This is a genomic window from Moorena producens 3L, from assembly GCF_000211815.1.
Lineage (GTDB): Bacteria > Cyanobacteriota > Cyanobacteriia > Cyanobacteriales > Coleofasciculaceae > Moorena > Moorena producens.
Window position 1 is genome coordinate 51,103 of sequence record NZ_GL890945.1, and the last position, 17,301, is coordinate 68,403.

Annotated in this window: 10 protein-coding genes and 3 pseudogenes; 4 read left to right on the forward strand and 9 right to left on the reverse strand. The window is 43.4% G+C overall.

The genetic code is table 11. From position 1 onward, the window contains the following. Positions 1-13: 13 nt before the first annotated feature. Positions 14-1,348 carry a glutamine synthetase family protein gene (locus LYNGBM3L_RS21920; RefSeq protein WP_009148843.1) on the reverse strand — a complete coding sequence of 445 codons (1,335 nt, stop codon included), beginning with the start codon at positions 1,346-1,348 and terminating at the stop codon, positions 14-16. Positions 1,349-1,843: 495 nt separating this feature from the next. Between LYNGBM3L_RS21920 and LYNGBM3L_RS21925 the strand changes: the two genes are divergently transcribed. Together LYNGBM3L_RS21925 and LYNGBM3L_RS21930 are read left to right on the forward strand one after the other, a co-directional pair. Beyond that, positions 1,844-2,233 carry a RidA family protein gene (locus LYNGBM3L_RS21925; RefSeq protein WP_009148845.1) on the forward strand — a complete coding sequence of 130 codons (390 nt, stop codon included), beginning with the start codon at positions 1,844-1,846 and terminating at the stop codon, positions 2,231-2,233. Between the two features lie 444 nt (positions 2,234-2,677). Continuing rightward, complete coding sequence (locus tag LYNGBM3L_RS21930) at positions 2,678-3,376, forward strand: PEP-CTERM sorting domain-containing protein (RefSeq protein WP_009148848.1); 699 nt, start codon at positions 2,678-2,680, stop codon at positions 3,374-3,376. Between the two features lie 133 nt (positions 3,377-3,509). Here LYNGBM3L_RS21930 and LYNGBM3L_RS21935 read toward each other — a convergent pair whose 3' ends face one another. The 8 genes and pseudogenes from LYNGBM3L_RS21935 to LYNGBM3L_RS21960 form a co-directional block, all read right to left on the reverse strand. Beyond that, a complete protein-coding gene (locus LYNGBM3L_RS21935; RefSeq protein ID WP_009148852.1) occupies positions 3,510-4,676 on the reverse strand; it encodes a catalase family protein in 1,167 nt (388 codons plus the stop codon). A 202-nt stretch (positions 4,677-4,878) separates the two neighbouring features. After that, positions 4,879-6,447 (reverse strand): peroxidase family protein, encoded by a 1,569-nt coding sequence (locus LYNGBM3L_RS21940; protein WP_009148856.1) that lies wholly within the window; start codon positions 6,445-6,447, stop codon positions 4,879-4,881. 366 nt (positions 6,448-6,813) lie between these two features. Continuing rightward, positions 6,814-8,607 carry an ABC transporter substrate-binding protein gene (locus LYNGBM3L_RS21945; RefSeq protein WP_131827121.1) on the reverse strand — a complete coding sequence of 598 codons (1,794 nt, stop codon included), beginning with the start codon at positions 8,605-8,607 and terminating at the stop codon, positions 6,814-6,816. Positions 8,608-9,031: 424 nt separating this feature from the next. Then, positions 9,032-9,754 (reverse strand): annotated as a pseudogene (locus tag LYNGBM3L_RS50510) (zinc ribbon domain-containing protein); the annotation flags it as partial. A gap of 105 nt (positions 9,755-9,859) precedes the next feature. Further along, positions 9,860-10,339: pseudogene (locus tag LYNGBM3L_RS35030) on the reverse strand (nuclease/transposase family protein); the annotation flags it as partial. Next, entirely contained in the window at positions 10,317-10,904 is a 588-nt protein-coding gene (locus LYNGBM3L_RS35035; protein ID WP_009148864.1) for an IS607 family transposase, read from the reverse strand. The pseudogene LYNGBM3L_RS35030 and the gene LYNGBM3L_RS35035, both read right to left, overlap by 23 nt. Positions 10,905-11,113: 209 nt before the next feature. Next, positions 11,114-12,619 (reverse strand): mechanosensitive ion channel family protein, encoded by a 1,506-nt coding sequence (locus LYNGBM3L_RS21955; protein WP_009148866.1) that lies wholly within the window; start codon positions 12,617-12,619, stop codon positions 11,114-11,116. A gap of 237 nt (positions 12,620-12,856) precedes the next feature. Continuing rightward, positions 12,857-14,926 carry an adenylate/guanylate cyclase domain-containing protein gene (locus tag LYNGBM3L_RS21960; protein WP_207554311.1) on the reverse strand — a complete coding sequence of 690 codons (2,070 nt, stop codon included), beginning with the start codon at positions 14,924-14,926 and terminating at the stop codon, positions 12,857-12,859. 621 nt (positions 14,927-15,547) lie between these two features. Between LYNGBM3L_RS21960 and LYNGBM3L_RS36965 the strand changes: the two are divergent. Next, a pseudogene (locus LYNGBM3L_RS36965) lies at positions 15,548-15,751 on the forward strand (IS1634 family transposase); the annotation flags it as partial. A gap of 367 nt (positions 15,752-16,118) precedes the next feature. Beyond that, entirely contained in the window at positions 16,119-17,126 is a 1,008-nt protein-coding gene (gene nadA / locus LYNGBM3L_RS21965; protein WP_009148870.1) for a quinolinate synthase NadA, read from the forward strand. Positions 17,127-17,301: the final 175 nt, after the last annotated feature.

Sequence of the window (17,301 nt, forward strand, 5' to 3'; positions counted from 1 at the left end):
AATATCAATTAGCTCAATATCGCTCTAATAAAAGCTCGACTTCTTCCTCCAACTCAAAATCTTTCATTGCCTCCCACTCGGCTTTCTTTACCGCTATATAGGCTTGAGCCAATTCTACTCCTAAGGCATCCAATAGTACTTGATCAGCACTTAAGTTACCAATCGCTTCCCCTAAATTAGTTGGCAATAACTCAATACCCCTCTGACTACGTTCTAATTCTGTCAAATGTCCCGGATCCACTGCCACGGCTTCTCCCAATTCCAAACTGTTACGAATTCCATCCAAGCCAGCCGCAATTACTGCTCCCAAGGCTAGATAAGGATTAGAAGAAGCATCAACAGTTTTTAGTTCAAAATTGGTTGGACTCTCACCGTCTGGGTTACTCGGTACCCTTACCGCTGCCTCTCGGTTATCGATTCCCCAACAACGGAACGCACCGCTCCAACAATGAGGGCGAATCCGTCGATAGGAATTAGTACTGGGTGTAGTTAGTGCCATTAAAGCTGGTAAATGCTGTAACATTCCAGCAATAAACTGACAGGCGACTTGGGAAAGCCCCCCATCCCCTTCTGGATTGAGTAACAGGTTTTTCCCATCCCGCCATAGGCTGATGTGGAGGTGACAACCATTACCAGCTTGGTCAGCTAGGATTTTGGGCAGAAATGAGGCAACCAGGTGATGTTGAAATGCGATCGCTTTTACTGTCTCCCGGAAGGCTATTTGTTGATCTGCCGCTGGTAGGGCTTGGGTGTACAGTATAGAAATTTCCTGTTGACCAGGACCACATTCTGGGTAATACTGCTCTACGGGCATCCCTTGCTCCACCAAGGCTTCAGCAATGTGGTCAATCACCTCTTGATGTTGATCCATTGCCAGCGTCGAGGCAAATACGGTATTGTCTACCGGTAGAATCCCCTCAGGGGTTGGCTGCAGCAGGTAAAACTCATTTTCAAATGCAGCAACCACTTGTAAGCCCTCACTTTCCGCTTCTGCTACCATCCTTTTGAGGAAGTTTCGGGGACAATACGGCCATGGGCTACCATTGTTGACCATATCCCCAAACACACGGGCATGACCAGGAGCATAGGGTAAGGGGGTTAAGGTTTCCCAATCCGGTACTAAGCGGATTTCACCGATGGGTCCCAAGCCACTGCCTGGGACTGGGACATCATACATCACCGGTAGAGCTTGCTGGGCTGCTGAAATGCCCACACCGTGCTTGAGGTAGTCTGGTAAGGTTTTCCAGTGGACTGCTTTACCACGGATGATGTTAGCATTGTCGCACCAGATGATACGCACAAATCGAATACCTAGTTCATCTATAGTGTTCAGGATTTTATTTTTCATTAAAAATTTTTTTTAAATTATTAGTTTTTAGGGTGTTTAACTAGTAGCAAATATCATCTCAAAAATCTAGACTCAGTATATAATAATTAATGGTTAATTGTTACTATTGTTAATAGTTAATGGTTAAAGTAATTAAGCATAAATCGGGTTTCTTAATATAATTACTGGATTTCAGCCTTTGATTTATAGCGATGCAGCGCGGTCTTGGGGGTTCCCCCCATGAGCGACTGCATCAAGACAAACAGAAACCCGGTTTGAAGGGTCTTGGTGCGTCAGTCCTGATTACTGAATACTAGTGATAATGAGGTGCATTGATGACATAGCACTTTCTTGCCCCTCATCCTACTAATACCACTATTACCCATCATCCCCCTATTCTTCACCTCCTCACTACCAAGGTCAAGACTTATCGGTCAGGGATAAGGCTGAGATGGGAATGCTCAAACTGCTATCTTGGAATGTGTTAACTTGTCCATCCTGGAACTACTGAAGACTATGACACGAAAGATTATCCGTACCCCCAATGCCCCAGCACCCGTAGGACCATACAATCAAGCGATCGCAGTCAGCGGTCAAATGATTTTTGTAGCTGGTCAAATTCCCCTTGACCCTAGCACCGGTGAGATTGTTGGTGATAATGATGTAGCCAAGCAGACAGAACAGGTAATGGCTAATCTTGAAGCTATCCTAGTCGCTGCTGGAGCTAAAATCCCGGACATAGTCAAAACCACCGTATTTCTGGCAGATATGAATGATTTTGCTACAGTAAATCAGATCTATGCCAAATACTTTAACGAGGAAGATGCTCCAGCTCGTGCCTGTGTTGAGGTTTCCCGACTACCTAAGGATGTTTTAGTCGAGATTGAATGCATTGCGGTGATTTAGTCTTGTGGAAACTGCTATGGCGTTAGCTTAATGCTGATAGCTAACTTATGACGAAGGAGCTGGGGGGGCGACAAGGGACCCAAAGTACTTGCCAGCTCTAAGTTTAAGGTCACTATGAGCCCAAACTTATAATCCCAAACTATATATAGACAGTCATGAGCATATTTTCAATTACTGGAAACTCAATCCCTGATTCTTTCATCCAAGTGGTCGAAACATCGGGTTTATTTATAAGTTTGGTAACTGAATTGAATAAATCCAGACCAGATAATAATTATAGCCGAACTGTCACCCCCTCAGGTTCTGATCTATAAAGATTTTAGCAAGATTTTTTTTCACATTCCTTAAGTATATAAAGATTCCAATAAAATTACTTCTGCTATAGATTAGTAGATCTAAATGAACTATATGATGAACTACGAAAATAATTTGTAGTCAACAGCAATGAAAACCTTATTAGCAACTGCCCTAGGAACTGTATTAGTCACAAGTACTGCCCAAGCCGCAATATTTATAGATACTAGAGAAGCCTTAAAGCCTAATGATTTCCTAGATTGGTCTGAAGTAGCTGAGGTTGTTGTAGCACCACCTTTTCCCACCCTACCTAACCGATTTTCAGCTACTTCAGCGGTCGGTATTGATTTAAATGTCAGCATCCCTGCTGGAGAGTTTCTCCGTATTGATCAAACTCCTGTTTTCCCTGGTGCATTTGATGTAGGGGATGCCCTTCTATTTACAGGCCTTGCTAATCCTGGTCCACTGACTATTACCTTTGATACTCCAGTCTTTGGTGTTGGGACACAAATTCAATCCGATCCTATAGAAATTTTTGACTACATAGCAACCATTGAAGCGTTTGATAGCTTGGGAAATAGTCTAGGAAATTTTGAACGTCCAGGTGTAAGCCAGAGGGATGCTGGCAGCGGCGTGATCTTTACTGGCCTGTTTGATAGCAGTGGTGACATCAAAACCTTGGTGCTCAATGCCAAAGAAGAGGGCCTTGATGTACCTTTCGCTATTAATGCACTGAGTATCAGGTCTGTTCCTATCAGTGTTCCCGAACCTTCAGTGATATTGGGACTTTTAGTTATTGGTACAGGGAGTATGGTTTCCCGGCTCAGAGGCTTGCCAGAAAACAACTAATATCGAGTCCGGTTGAATAGTTATAATTCTCTGGGTATAATTCCTGGGTGTTCCTTACTTGTTACTTGAACATTTAAAATTGGCAACTAAGAACTAACAAGTAACAAGTAACATGTATGCTTAACTTGAAAGACTAATAGTTGAGTCCCCGTTTTTGATAACGATACTTAGCCACAATCGGATAAACTATATTACGTAGCCGGTTGAGAGCTCCCACAGGACGATGAACCACTAAGCCATTCCACGGGGAAAATCGCAGGTTTTCAGCAGAGTCGTATTGTTTGTCAAAATCGATGATCTGATGCTTGACGGTAAGGCGACCAACCGTAAAAAATGGTGATTTCTTCTCACTCCAACGAATTGTGACATCATCGATGGACATTTTCGGGTTAGTTTGGAATTGGATGCCAAAGTCCCAGCAATAAAGGGCATCGGTTTTCGATAGTTGTTCGATCAGCTCGTCTCGATAGTAATTGTCCGGTTTGCTTCCATCCAATCCCAGAGCCTTGGCGCGATCGAAGAAGGGAAGTTTGGGAATACCTGGTCGGGACTGATATCGCATCCTTTGATGGGGAGGCTGGCATGAAACAGGGGTAAACGCATATTTGATCACAGCGGGATAGTCAACAGGAACTAGGCCCGGTTGAGACTGATCAAAATCTGGTTTGAGTCCAAGGGCAGAAGCAGAACCACTCCAATACCGTTCCGTTAATAAACTCTTTGGGGTTCGAGCTGTTACTTTAGCTAGGGCTAGCAATTGCCTGGGATGACTCCTGAGCCACTTCTGGGCAGCTTGCTCTGAGTCAACTATGGAGCCAAAAAATTCATAATAATATTTGATGGTTTTGATAAAAAAGATCTTGGCATTTTGAACAATAATATCTTGAGTGTTTGGCTCGTAGCTTTGTTCTAGGCTTTCTCCTTCAACACCAATCACTTTCACAGACATTGAGCGTGTGTCTGCGACATAGTCGTTTTCAACGTTTGTTCGCCCATTGGCAAATCGCAGCTGAACAGGATATTGTTTCGGTGTCGCAAAGAGTCCTTGCTTGAGGGAAATCCCATTGAGTTGCTCTTGAGTAAGCCGAGTTCGTTTCGCTAGTTCGCTTTTAATTTTATGTTCATCAAAATCAAAAATTTCTAGGTTTCCCTCCACCGATGCGTGGGTTTTGGCATGGGTGTCTCGCAAAGCCCGTTCCTGATCCTTGTAAAGCTTATCCATCTGAATCCTGACTTGCTCGGCTACAAGGTTGTAATAGTTTTGTTCGTCCTTTTCGGGATATTCTGTAAATAGCTTCATGGTTATTTTTTCTAGACAAATTTTGATGAATTGGTTGTGATCAAAAATGGGTTAGGATAGCAGCGGATTTGATCGGGTACTGTCAACTTAAGTGACCATAGATCTGGTGATTGAGACTCAAATTTTACTTAACCGGTGATTTCTCAATCAGAGAGCTTGAATTTTTTGTTTAATTTTTGCTTGACAATACCCGATGCCTTGCTTACGGATTGTCAAATGTTACTTTATACTTTTTATCTTGCTGTGGACTATTCCGGTTTACCAGATCTGAGAGAGTATTTGTGTTTTGTATTACTTCCCAACCGACCGGAGAAAAAGTTTCTTCGTTGAAGATATTTTCTGCCAACAGGGGATTGGTCAATGCTTGGGAAAAGGCATCAACTGCTATCATTCGGGTAACCAGGGGAGCTACTGCTGCATTTGGTGGCACATCCTCGGCATAGAGTCCCACATAGAATTCTATATTGTTGACATCACCGTATAACCGTTTTAGTTCCCTTTGAGTATCTTCATCCCCCGTGATCTGATCGAAATCCGTCACCCGAGGAAACTGACATATTTCCCGGTAATCATTATAGCTAGCCAGTTGAGCTTCACGACCTAAGTCGATACTTGCTAATTCAACAGGTATTAGGAATTCTGACGTGTTAAACAAACCAATTTTGCTGCCTGGTTGGGAACAGGTCTCCTCAAATAATGGTCCCAAGCCTTTATTGATCAGCATCTCATTATTCCAGAGGCTATCCACCATGGGAATTTGCTTGCTGTCATAGGTAAGAGTCTCGGGAAGGGCACTGTGCCAACGATACACCAAACTAAACTCCACTGTCATCCAATTCTGGCGATACCACTTCTGATTGGTAAACGCTGGGGGATCGACAATGAAATTAAAGTGATAAGAGGTAATGTGATTAACATACTCTTCCACCACAATTTTCATGATTAACACCATCACGATGTTTCTGGCCGTTTGGAAGAGTCGCTCGTCATCCCAATCGGGATAATGCTTAGCCAGTAAATCACACAGGCGATTGTGTTCCCTCAGACACAGAACGTTATGCATTACATAGCCAATTTGGACATTAGCTCGTTCTACACCCATGGCAAATAGTTTTGCTTTCTTGGCTGGGTCGAGTCGCTTCTCATCATTGAGCGGTTCATACAACCCGTCAAACTCTGGTTTGACCACTCCCTTTTCTGGATCGTCGTAATAGAAGAGAGGATATTCTTCACCATTGATGATCTGGCTTTTCAGTTTCCCGCCCTGATGGGATCTCAGCATGTCTGTAGATTTTCTGTTCAACCCATAGACGGGAGATAAATCGATGCCATGGTTAGAGGTATTCTTTAATCTATTGTAGCGATCAGTGCGCAGAAAGCCGTCGGTAAACCACTGCACCCAATAGGGAAACAACAGGGTAGATTTCTCGGAATAGATGGTTTTCCCCTCTTGTTTGCGAAACAAAACAGCAAGGTCTTCGAGAGGGGGAAGGTTCCCTGCTTTGTTGAACTCTGGATCGGGGGGTAAATGTCGTCCGATCCAGGTTCGGTCTGTTAATGAGTCCCAAGAGGTATAGGGTGCCATCGCACTTAACTTATGGGGACGAGTGGGCATTTTGTAGACGGCATTGTTAATGATAGTTTTGTTGACTTTACGTTTGAGAGAGTCGTTGCTTTGAATAAAGTCCCAAATCCCCTTGAATTTGTTTAAACCAACGCTTTCTAACTGGTTCCTAAATCCGTCTCTAGATGTATTCCTTTTTTTTGTCATTGAACTAGTTCCCTTTTACTATTTACCTTTTGTGTATAGCAGGATTACTTGTCCCAAAAGTTATTATAAGGTAAGTCTTCAGCTATCAGCGTGTCGCGTATCAGCTAATGCGCTACGCGCACGCTACACCGAACAGCTATCAGCGTGTCGCGTATCAGCTATTGAATAAAATAGATCAGCATTCGTTTAATCTGAGTTCCGTCAGCTAATGCGCTACGCGCACGCTACACCGAACAGCTATCAGCTTTTGAATAAAACAGGTCAGCATTCGTTTAATATCTATTACGTCTGCTGTTCGGTGTAGCGTGAGCCTTGGCCATTCGCGAATGGCTGACGGCTGACGGCTGACTGCTGACTGCTGATAGCTTACGTCTTATCCACAGTTTCAAAGGATTCTGAACCCAGTGGACTGGGTTTCCAGCCTTGAATATTGGCGCGCTTACCTAAAAGCGGTTGGGAGTGGACAATGGGAATGCGCACGGCTTGTTCAAATAAAATTTGATCCACTTGGCGATAGATTCTTGCCCTAGCATCCTTGCCTTGGGTCTTACGACCGGTTTCCAATAACCTTAGGATTTGGTTATTCTTCCAACGTCCAAGGTCAGCGGTAGCATTAGGTCCGAAGTGGGAATAGTAGAAGTTATCTGGGTCGCCATATTCCCCAGTCCAACCCAATATAAACCCTTGGAAACCAGGAGACTTTTGTCGGTCTTTCAGATAATCTTTCCAGGGTTTTGTTTTTAAAGAAACCTTGATGCCAATCTTACCCAAGTCATCAGCTATGGCTTGGGCGATCGCTTTCGGATCAGGATAGTAGGGGCGGAAAATTTTCATATACCAGAGTTCGAGGTCAAAGCCTTTGGGGTAGCCAGCTTCCCTCAGCAGTTGCTTGGCTAGCTTTGGGTCATATTTATAGCTACCAAAATTAGATGACTCAGACCAATCCAGTAGGGGTGGGGTGAAGTGAGCATCACTCTCCCCTAAACCCTGCCAATTTTTTTCGACAATCTTTTGCTGATTAATTCCTAAGGCGATCGCAATCCGTACCTTTTGTTTGGCAAGGGGTTTGTAGTTGGTATTGAGGGATAGATATCCGACATTGAAGGAGGGACGGAAAATAGATTTGAGGTTAGCCTCACCAACTAAATTTTCTAATTGCTTAGGAACTAGGTCTGAAGTGAAGTCAATCTCTCCAGATTTCAACATGGTCAGGCGTTTGCTAATATCCGGGATGAACCGCACGATTACCTTTTCTGCTTTAGGTAGGTTTGGTTTCCAGTAGTTCGGACTCTTTTCTAGGATAATTTCCTTGCCATTACGCCACTCTTTGAATTTAAATGGACCTGTCCCTACTGCTAGAGATGACTCACGACCATACTTAGAACCTGCTTTCTTGATGGCTGTTGGGCTAGCGATACCAAAGTAGCCTGACCCAATCATAGCTGGAAAAATGCTTAAGGGCTGTTTCAGGACAAATTGAATTGTATACTTATCTTTGATGACTATCTGTTGTAATAGGGATTTCGAGTTTCCCTTGAAGCCACCAAATAAATCAGCCCAAATTTGATACTTTCTGTCTTTATCGCGATAGCCGTATTTGTTTTCCGGGTCCCACCAACGCTCGACATTGAACTTAACCGCTTGAGCATCGAAATCAGTGCCGTCATGAAACTTTACCCCTTGGCGCAGTTTAAATGTCCAAACTCTGCTATTGCGAGACGCTTGCCAATCAGTAGCTAATCCTGGTTCCAGTTCAATCGTTCCCAGCTTGTATTCCACCAGGCGATTGTAAATTTGTTTCTGGACAACCAGGGATTCCCGGTCGCTGATATTACCTGGTTCTAGGTTTTCTGGTTGTCCCACTGCTCCGTAAACGATAGTCCTGCCCTTGGAATCCTTAGGAGGTTTAGTTGGGGAAGGAGTAGGAGTAGGAGTAGGACTAGGAGTAGGAGTAGGGCTGGGAGTAGGGCTGGGAGTAGGACTAGGAGTAGGGTTGGGAGTAGGGCTCGGGGAAATACTAGGAGTAGGACTCTCAGACACAGTAGGAGTAGGACTCTCAGGGGTATTTTTCCCAATCCAATTAGAAGGGCTAACGCAGTTACAGAGAACTATAGTTAGGACAAAAGCCACAAGCAACAGTATGGGTCGCCATCGCCTCATTGATAAAACTCCTTTATATTGCGGCTGTTGCCAGGAATCGGTAACTAATAGTAGTCATTTGTGATTAGTTTTTATTGACTCGACTTACCCTTGCTTCTGTTCCTTAACCATAATTGTAGGGGGGCAATGGTTTCGTCATCACTATATGTAGCGCAACTGCTGAAATCCTAATGGGTTTATGTTGATTTGGATACATGCTCCCATTATAAAAATAATTTCCGAACTTTTAGCCGTTAATTGTGTTATTTAAGTTGTTTATGTTATCACAAAAGTGGTCAAACCCAAATTAACCAAAAAGTTGGAAGCCAGAACTTTGGCCAGGCGCACGCTAGTTTCCCGCTCCCGATCACTTGCTCCCTATCACTAAAGACACAATAATTATGGTAAAACCGATACTTTTTAGCTACCATAATCTCCCAGAAAGTCAATTTTGGCTCGCCAATGCAAGCTGATTACGAGGGCCAGGGTGTATCTACCAAAGCCCTCAGGAATATCCCACGAGCGCCATTAATGTCACGTTCGCACCTCAAGCAGCGTCGGCTTTGCCGAAAGCGTGACCAAAGGTCAATCCATAGATCGCCCATCGATTTTTGATTTAATTTTCTTACTGCCACCAATATTGATCAATTCACCTGTCCAGCTAACAGTTTTGCTAGTATAGGCTTCACAGACGTCTACCATTGTTTTTCCTGTTTCTAAGGCTTTGTGCTTGAGAAACTCTTTGAAGCGATAATGAGCAAAAGAAAGCAAATTACGAACAGTTTTAGACCTGATCTTCCTGCTTCCCTTCTTGGCCATTTCAGATGTTTCAAAAGTGGGCAGTAGTATGACGTCGAAGTTGTTAACTAAGAAGCGGGCAGCTTTGTGATGTAATTCGTTAATCAGATTCTGAATTATGATAATTATTCGTCTGGCAGCTTTTCTCATTCGGCGTTTTTGCTTTCTTTTTGCCTTACTTATTTTTGATAAAAGGCTATCAAGGTGAGAGCAAAGTCGTTGAATCCGATAAAAATCCCCACAACCAATTTTCCCAATAGAATTTTCGCCCTTAGAACGTCAAGAACGTTCTAACACCAGGGTCTAAGGCTACTACTATACCTTGGTTCTCGGTTTTTACTTGAGTAGTCTTGTGGGGGACTGTCAGATATAGCAGAAGTCAGAAGTCAGAAGTCAGAAGTCAGAAGTCAAACTCTTGCGCTTACAAAGGGTGTGAGACTTTTGTCATGTCCTAACTGCCCTGGCGACTGCTATAATAGTCCCCATTAGTGCTAGTTAATCGACAATCTCCGATATCGCCTGGAAGTGTCTCAGCGAAGGTCAATTCACCCAGTTTTGTATGGTAAATCCCTTTGCTAGAGACAGCAGACTTGGGTATGTAGCAAGACTGAACAGGATTTTTACGAGATCTAAATCTTACCCGATTTATCTGTCCAGTCTTTTTGTATTTTTTCTTTGCCTCCCTGACAGCAGTGCAAGCATCCTTAATCGCTATAGATTTAATCTGATAAGGTACTGTCTTACACCACTCGGGTAGGTCATTTAATATTCCAGTCTTAATGGCTTTCCAGTTAGCTTTAACTTCGCCATATGTTCGCGTAGCGGCTCCTACGGAGCAAAGTATTTTGACAGTTTTATTAAAAACATAACGGGACACTCCAAACCACTGGCGAACTATTGTTCGCGTAGCGTGGCCTACGGCCAATCGTTGCTCAGGGTTTAGGAAGACTCGCATCTTCTTTGATTTTTTTGCCGTATTTTCGGAGTCCGTGGACGCGGCAAGAGAAGACGTGAATGATGGATAGAAGATCTGCGGTAAGTTCCGATTCTGGACAACTTTCATGGTTGTCGAGAACCAAGATTTTTCCACCGTTGATACTGACCAAGTACTCAAAGAGTTCAAACCCGAACCTGGTAAGTCTGCAAGGGCAGGCAACAATAATTGTGAGCTGATCTCCTTGCATAAGCCGTTCCAATATGATTCTAAGACCTTTTCTTTTGTAGTTAAGTCCTGAACCGATGTCCTTGACGATTTCCGCTTCCGGGAAGAGCGAATGCATGTAGGCGATTTGTCTGGCGAGGTCGTCTTTTTGTTTGTTACTACTGACTCGGCAGTAACAGATCGTAGCTTCTCTGTTTCCTTTACTTTTTCCAAGGCTGAGTAAACTAGTTGTGTCAAAGAGACGGTACCCGCTTGGGGTTCGTTCACATTTGATGATGCCATTATCTGCGTACTTCCGCAAAGTGTTCCTGGAGAGTCCCGTAAGTTCGACCGCCTTACGGATTGGTATTAATGCCATGAATATAGTCTAACAACTAATTTAATACTTTGATAGACTATGTGATACTTTTCAATACTGTCTACTAACCCCCGATTACACTACCACTGGCTCCACCTTATAGGCAGTACCTTCCCCCTGTCTAGCTTTTGCGTACGCGTAGCGTGGCCCTTCGCGCAGGGTGGCCCAAAGGCCAAGGCCAATCCCATGATGATTGATTGATAGTCCACTTAACCTTGACTTGATAACTCGGCACCATTACTGGATGCAAGACTGGATGCAAGATTGGCTTGTTTCACCTCATCTATCGCTTTCCGTCGTGCTTCGATAATTTGACCAATTTCACGGGCGAGACTTGGTGTACTTTCTATCATCTGATTAACCAGATCTGAATAAAGCGCAATAGTTTGCAAATCTTCCACAACGGTAACGGATACTGAGCTTGGTTTGCCGCTAAACAGTGCCATTTCGCCAAAAAACTCACCACTCGACAGAGTCATCACCTCCTGTTGTTCACCATAACTATCTTTGAGGTTGAGTACAGCTTTCCCAGCAATAATAATGTAGAGAGCATGACCAGGATCCCCTTGACGGATTACGGTTTCTCCCACACCGAAATGTTGTAGGACTGCTCCTTTCGAGAGATTCTCCAAGTTCTTTTGCTGTTTAGCTACAGGGACAAAGACAGGCATTGACTTCAAGCTCTCGGTAAACTTTGTCAAAGTGCTATCTGCCTGATTAGGGTCACTATCGAGTTTACGGAGTCTATAGATCGGAATGGTAGGTCCAAGATTGTTCCGTTGGGCTGCATACCAGATACGGGTCATCAACTGTTCACGGATTCTGGGCGCATCCTTATAGTCTTCGATAGAAAACTTGACCTCATAGTTACCCCGATAGTCGTTATATTCCATGGTGCGGATCTCTGGGGAAGGATCACTCAATATCCCTTCTGTCGCCAGTGCTGTTTCTTTTAATACTTGCTTAATTAGGTTGGGTGGATCATCACTGTCGAAGTCAATCCTAAAGGTTTCTACATGAATCGGTTTCGGTTTGCTGTAATTGAGGACTATTTCTCCTCCAAGTACCCGATGGGGAATAATAATCATGTCACCGTCCCGGGTTACCAGGTGAACAGCTCGCCAATTCATATCAATGACCTGACCAACTTTGTCTCCAATCTGCAACCAATCACCGACTTCAAAGGGACGAGCAAACAGTAGGGCAACGCCAGAAAAGACGCTGCCTAGAGAGTCCTGAAGCGCCAAGCCGATAACAATAGAACCCACACCCAAGGCAGTAGCTAGACCAGCGAGGTCGGCTCCCCAAACTTTCGATAGCACAATGGCAGCACCAAGGGCTACCAAAAAAAATCTTGACAAATCTAGGAGTAGTTTTGGGATCCGTCCTCGCCATGTATTTTCTCCAGCGGCTTCAAACAACACCGAATTGATTAGAGACAGAGAGGCGTCTATAACAAATATCCAGAGCAGGGTCTCGACAAGCTTGACAACATTGTTGTCCAGGTCTAATTCAACCACATTCTGGATAAATAGCAGGAATACTAAGACGGGTAAGACACGGTTACGAACTAGGCGGAGCGTAACTGCTATAGGCTGACCGCGTCTTTGTAGACGATGAGTAATTTCTGTGAGAATAATTACCAGGAGCGGGAACCCTATCCCTAAGGCTATTGCCCAGATAAACCAATCGTTTTGCCATATTACTTTGCTCATCAAAATAATCTCCTTGTCCCCTTATTTTTCTATCCCTTGAACAATAGGGTGAACCCTCTGAACAAGTTTTCATCCCCCACAGGATAATGCTCGCGCGGGGGTTCTTAATTTCGTGTATTATGGTAATCTGAAAAGAATGTAATCAAGTATAGTTTGTTCAGTTACCAATTCCCCATTAGCAATTCCCCATTACCCTTGGGTCTTTAATAATTTGGCAAAACTGGGCAAAGCCCATGTCTACACTGTTGAAGCTACTAATTCCTGTGCAGTTTTTAACAACCAAGCTTTCTGCTGATTTTTGCCATTAGGTGTGATGTCCTCAGCCTGCTCAAAGTCGTAAATATCATGGAGACTGTTGTAGACATTTTGAGACACTAATATAGCTCCCCGTGGGCAGTCAAACATCAGCTTATTGGCAACATTGACTGTATCGCCCCAAACGTCGTAGACAACTTTTTCTCGACCTACAATACCAGCAACAATATCTCCGGAATGGATACCGATTTCCAGGTCTATGTCAAATCCTCGTTCATGACTGAATCGGTGGGTCAACGCCAGCATTTCTAAAGCAAAATCTACCGCCCGTTTTTGATGGTCTATATGTAATATTGATAATCCACAGACTGCCATGTAATTGTCACCAATGGTTTTAATCTTCTCTATCCCGTATTTGGCCGTGGCTTGATCGAACAGACTTACTAGATCATTAAGAATGGCAATGACTTCATGGGTATCCATGGACCTAGAGAGCTTGCCGAATCCAGCAATGTCGCAGAACAAAACCGTAACATTGGAAACACTCTCAGCAATGTTTGTCTCTCCCCGTTTGAGACGTTTGGCTACGGAGTCGGGAAATACACTTGTCAGTAACTTTTCATTTTCGCGATTTTTCTGCTCGACTAGTTTAGTTTGAGTGCGTAAGCTGCCAACCATTTGATTAAATGACTCAGCTAACTCCCCAAATTCGTCTTCCGAGTTTATATTCACCACCGCATCAACTTCTCCATCCGTGACTTTTCGGGCGCTAGCAATTAAAGCCCTAACTGGTTGCACAAACAGATGGGCGAGCACCATAGCGAGTAGGGTGATCAGCAGTATGATCAAGGCAGCTGAAACCAAAACTCTCTTTTGAAAGGCGTAAACTGGGGCATAGGCTTCGGCAAGATCCATCTCGGAGAGGATAACCCACTCCAATCCATCGATGTTTAAGGGAGCGTAGGAACTCAAAACTTCAATACCCCGATAATCATTGATAATTTGGGTACCTTCTTGCCCAGCTAAGGCTGCTTTTACAGCTTCTGTCTTTACTGGCTGTTGTAGAATTGATGTACCAAACTGCTCGATTCGTTTAAGGATCTGTTCCTTTACACCCTGTTCTCGCAAGGCTTTACTATAAGCTGTGGGGTCTTGAATTAGGAAACGGGAAACTGATCGCATCAGATAATCCTCTCCGACTAGATAGATCTCCCCTGTATCCCCGAGACCATTACTCTTCCATTTACGGTAACCTGTCATGACATTGTTAATCTGATTAACCGGAAGCTGGAATGCCAAAACACCTATAAATTTGGAGCCGTCATAGATGGGAGCAGCAATAAATGCTACTGGGGCTCCAAAAGAAGGACGGTAGGAATCAAAATCAAATATCTGCACATAATCCTTTCCCTTGGCTTTTCGGAGGTCGCCTAAGGCGAATGCCAAGTTACTATCACTGTATGGTCCAGTGGTGAGATTGGTGCCAAAGTCTGTTTCTTTAAAAACTGAGTAGACAATCTCACCGGTTTGAGGATCGATCAGCAACATATCCTGGTAAGCAAACTTTTCAACAATGTTGCGAAAAATTGGGTGGTAGCGGGTGTGAATACTACTGTACTCACTCTTGTCTTCTGGATCATCTAGGAGATGTTTCTCCCCAGCTGGGTTGGGGTTAGTGGCGATGTAATAGTACTGGAGGTAACGAGCCGCAGAGGTTTCTGGTAAGTAGGATTCTAATACAGGCTTCCCGTCGCTAGTTTCCGCTAGTTTGGTTAAAAATTCTTTACGGTAGTATTCTTTGAGGGTGTCCTCTAAATCAGTTGGTGTATCAGTTGGTGTCCTAGATTGTTGCAGTTGGTTGTAGGCTGTTTTAAATTCCTGCATCGCCTCGACCACCATTAAGTTTTCACTCAGGGTCTGGGTCTGATGGCGAATATCTTCAAAGTATGATTCTATTTGATCTGCTTTGGAAGCTCGTAGACTGGTTAACTGGTTTGATACTGTTTTGCTCAGATGAGACTTACCACTCCGATAACCGATATAAGCAGTCACGAACAGCGAGCAAGTGCTCAGAGCCAGCAACATAAATATAAGTTTTGACCTGATACTGAAGTTGTTGAGCAATCCCATGAACAGCCTCCCTGATCCCCAATTGTGAATGATGATACCTGTTACCTTGTGTGATCCTCAATTGCCTCACTCCACACCTGAGAGGCTATGGAATTTGATCTATCTTCTTCCTGCTCAGGAGTAGGTAAAGAGTTCGATAACAAAACTCTTAGAATGTACGCAGTTGGAATCTTGGCTAGATAATAAGCTATGAAAGGGCATTGACTATGGGGGGTTACACCCCCCAAAATTATTACAATTGACCATAACTTGAACAGGACTTACGCAAAAGGTGCGACCCGTGGCGAATTTAATAATTAGATGCGGAAAGCGCACCTCACTGGCTCCTAAACGCGCTAATGATGTAGGGTGCGTTAATAAGGCCCCCTACAGGGATGGAATGCTTTAGTTCATTTGTACGGGGGAACTTCAGTAAAAAAAAAGTTCGCGGCAAGCACCAGCAAAATCTAAGTCAACTAAGTATTTTTACTCGGATTATCTTAGAGAATTTGCGATCGCACTCGATAGTTCTTTTGTGCTACAAAATGAAGTGCGGAAAGTGGGCTCGCCCGGACTAAGCAAACCATTAACAACCAATTGGGTAAGCCGACGGCTACCCCGACTCGGCGCTTGGTATTTCAGTGCTTTCAGTCGATTCATTTAGTTATCCTGGGCGGAGTCGAGCAAATTGTCAACTTAACTCACGAGCATCACAGGATTCTTCGCTTTCTTGGTGCTCCCTGCCAAAAATATTATCTACTGGTCTGACAAACCTGCGGAATGTGGGAAATAATATTTCTGATCAGGCAATAACCACAGGGTAAACGCAATAATCAATAAGGCGGCATTATTCTCAACAATATTAATATAAATTTGCAATAGTGCTGAGCAATCTTGGCTTAATATGGTCATCATCCTTGCCGTATATCACATTTTTGCTCAATTTTTCTTGCGCTTACCCTGTCACCAGGATCAGTTTTATCCTAACTTTATCCACTGACTAACACAAAAAATAACATTTAACAATTAATTAATAAAATTAGCAGTTAATTTCTTGCGATTACAAACTAAATCATCTATTCTTTTATTGAAAGCAAGCATTAACACCTTTCTGCATCCCTAAGGATACTTCACTATGTTTATCACCCAATCAACAACAAAAAACACCCACTTTAGTTCTCTACCAGATGACTTATTCGCAGCTATTGAAGATCTCAAGAAGGAGCTAAATGCAGTTATTTTAGTTCACTACTATCAAGAGCCTGATATTCAAGATATTGCTGACTATTTGGGTGATTCTTTAACCTTATCTCGCCAGGCTGCTACTACAGATGCTGATGTGATCGTCTTTGCTGGAGTTCATTTCATGGCAGAAACTGCCAAAATCCTTAACCCTAACAAGTTAGTATTATTACCTGATTTAGATGCGGGTTGCTCTATGGCTGATGGCTGTCCTCCCGAAGAATTTGCTGCTTTCAAAGCTGCCCATCCAGATCATTTAGTGGTGTGTTACGTTAATTGCTCTGCTGCGGTTAAAGCAATGAGCGATATTATTTGCACCAGCTCTAATGCGGTAGATATTGTGAATCAAATCCCAAAAGATCAGCCAATTATTTTCGCTCCTGATAAAAACCTTGGTCGCTATGTTAGCGAACAAACAGGAAGGGATTTAGTACTTTGGGATGGGAGTTGTATGATTCATGAAATTTTTTCGGAAAAGAAGATCGTACAACTCAAAATAGAACATCCTCAAGCAGAATTTATTGCTCATCCCGAATGTGAAGCTCCAGTGTTACGCCATGCGGATTACATTGGTTCAACGAAAGCTTTGTTTGAGTATAGCCAGGGAAGTGCTGCGGAACAATTTATCGTCGCCACTGAACCCGGTATTCTGTATCAAATGGAAAAGCATATGCCACACAAGCAGTTTATTGCTGCACCAGCGACGGGTAACTGTGCATGTAATGAATGCCCTCACATGCGGTTGAATACTTTGGAAAAGTTATATCTAGCAATGAAAAATCGGGCACCAGAAATTACCTTACCAGAAGACATTCGGATTGCTGCACTCAAGCCCATGCAACGCATGTTGGAGATGTCAGCGCAACTTTCCGTTACTAAATCTATGTTGTCCAGTGTCTAAATCGTGATTGACTGACGAAACTTCTAAAACCCTTGATTTTACTACGAAGCAAGATTTGTCAGTCAACAAATTATAAATCTTAGAGGATGTTTGAAAAAGTCTGTGAAGGATTGATTTTCAAACATTCTCCGATATAATTATGACACAAAGTATGACTAAAATTAGATATGTTATT

Bases quoted from the DNA above. Each gene is read 5' to 3' on its own strand.
- LYNGBM3L_RS21920 (WP_009148843.1), bottom strand. From the start codon at position 1,348: ATGAAAAATAAAATCCTGAACACTATAGATGAACTAGGTATTCGATTT.
- LYNGBM3L_RS21925 (WP_009148845.1), top strand. From the start codon at position 1,844: ATGACACGAAAGATTATCCGTACCCCCAATGCCCCAGCACCCGTAGGA.
- LYNGBM3L_RS21930 (WP_009148848.1), top strand. From the start codon at position 2,678: ATGAAAACCTTATTAGCAACTGCCCTAGGAACTGTATTAGTCACAAGT.
- LYNGBM3L_RS21935 (WP_009148852.1), bottom strand. From the start codon at position 4,676: ATGAAGCTATTTACAGAATATCCCGAAAAGGACGAACAAAACTATTAC.
- LYNGBM3L_RS21940 (WP_009148856.1), bottom strand. From the start codon at position 6,447: ATGACAAAAAAAAGGAATACATCTAGAGACGGATTTAGGAACCAGTTA.
- LYNGBM3L_RS21945 (WP_131827121.1), bottom strand. From the start codon at position 8,607: ATGAGGCGATGGCGACCCATACTGTTGCTTGTGGCTTTTGTCCTAACT.
- LYNGBM3L_RS35035 (WP_009148864.1), bottom strand. From the start codon at position 10,904: ATGGCATTAATACCAATCCGTAAGGCGGTCGAACTTACGGGACTCTCC.
- LYNGBM3L_RS21955 (WP_009148866.1), bottom strand. From the start codon at position 12,619: ATGAGCAAAGTAATATGGCAAAACGATTGGTTTATCTGGGCAATAGCC.
- nadA (WP_009148870.1), top strand. From the start codon at position 16,119: ATGTTTATCACCCAATCAACAACAAAAAACACCCACTTTAGTTCTCTA.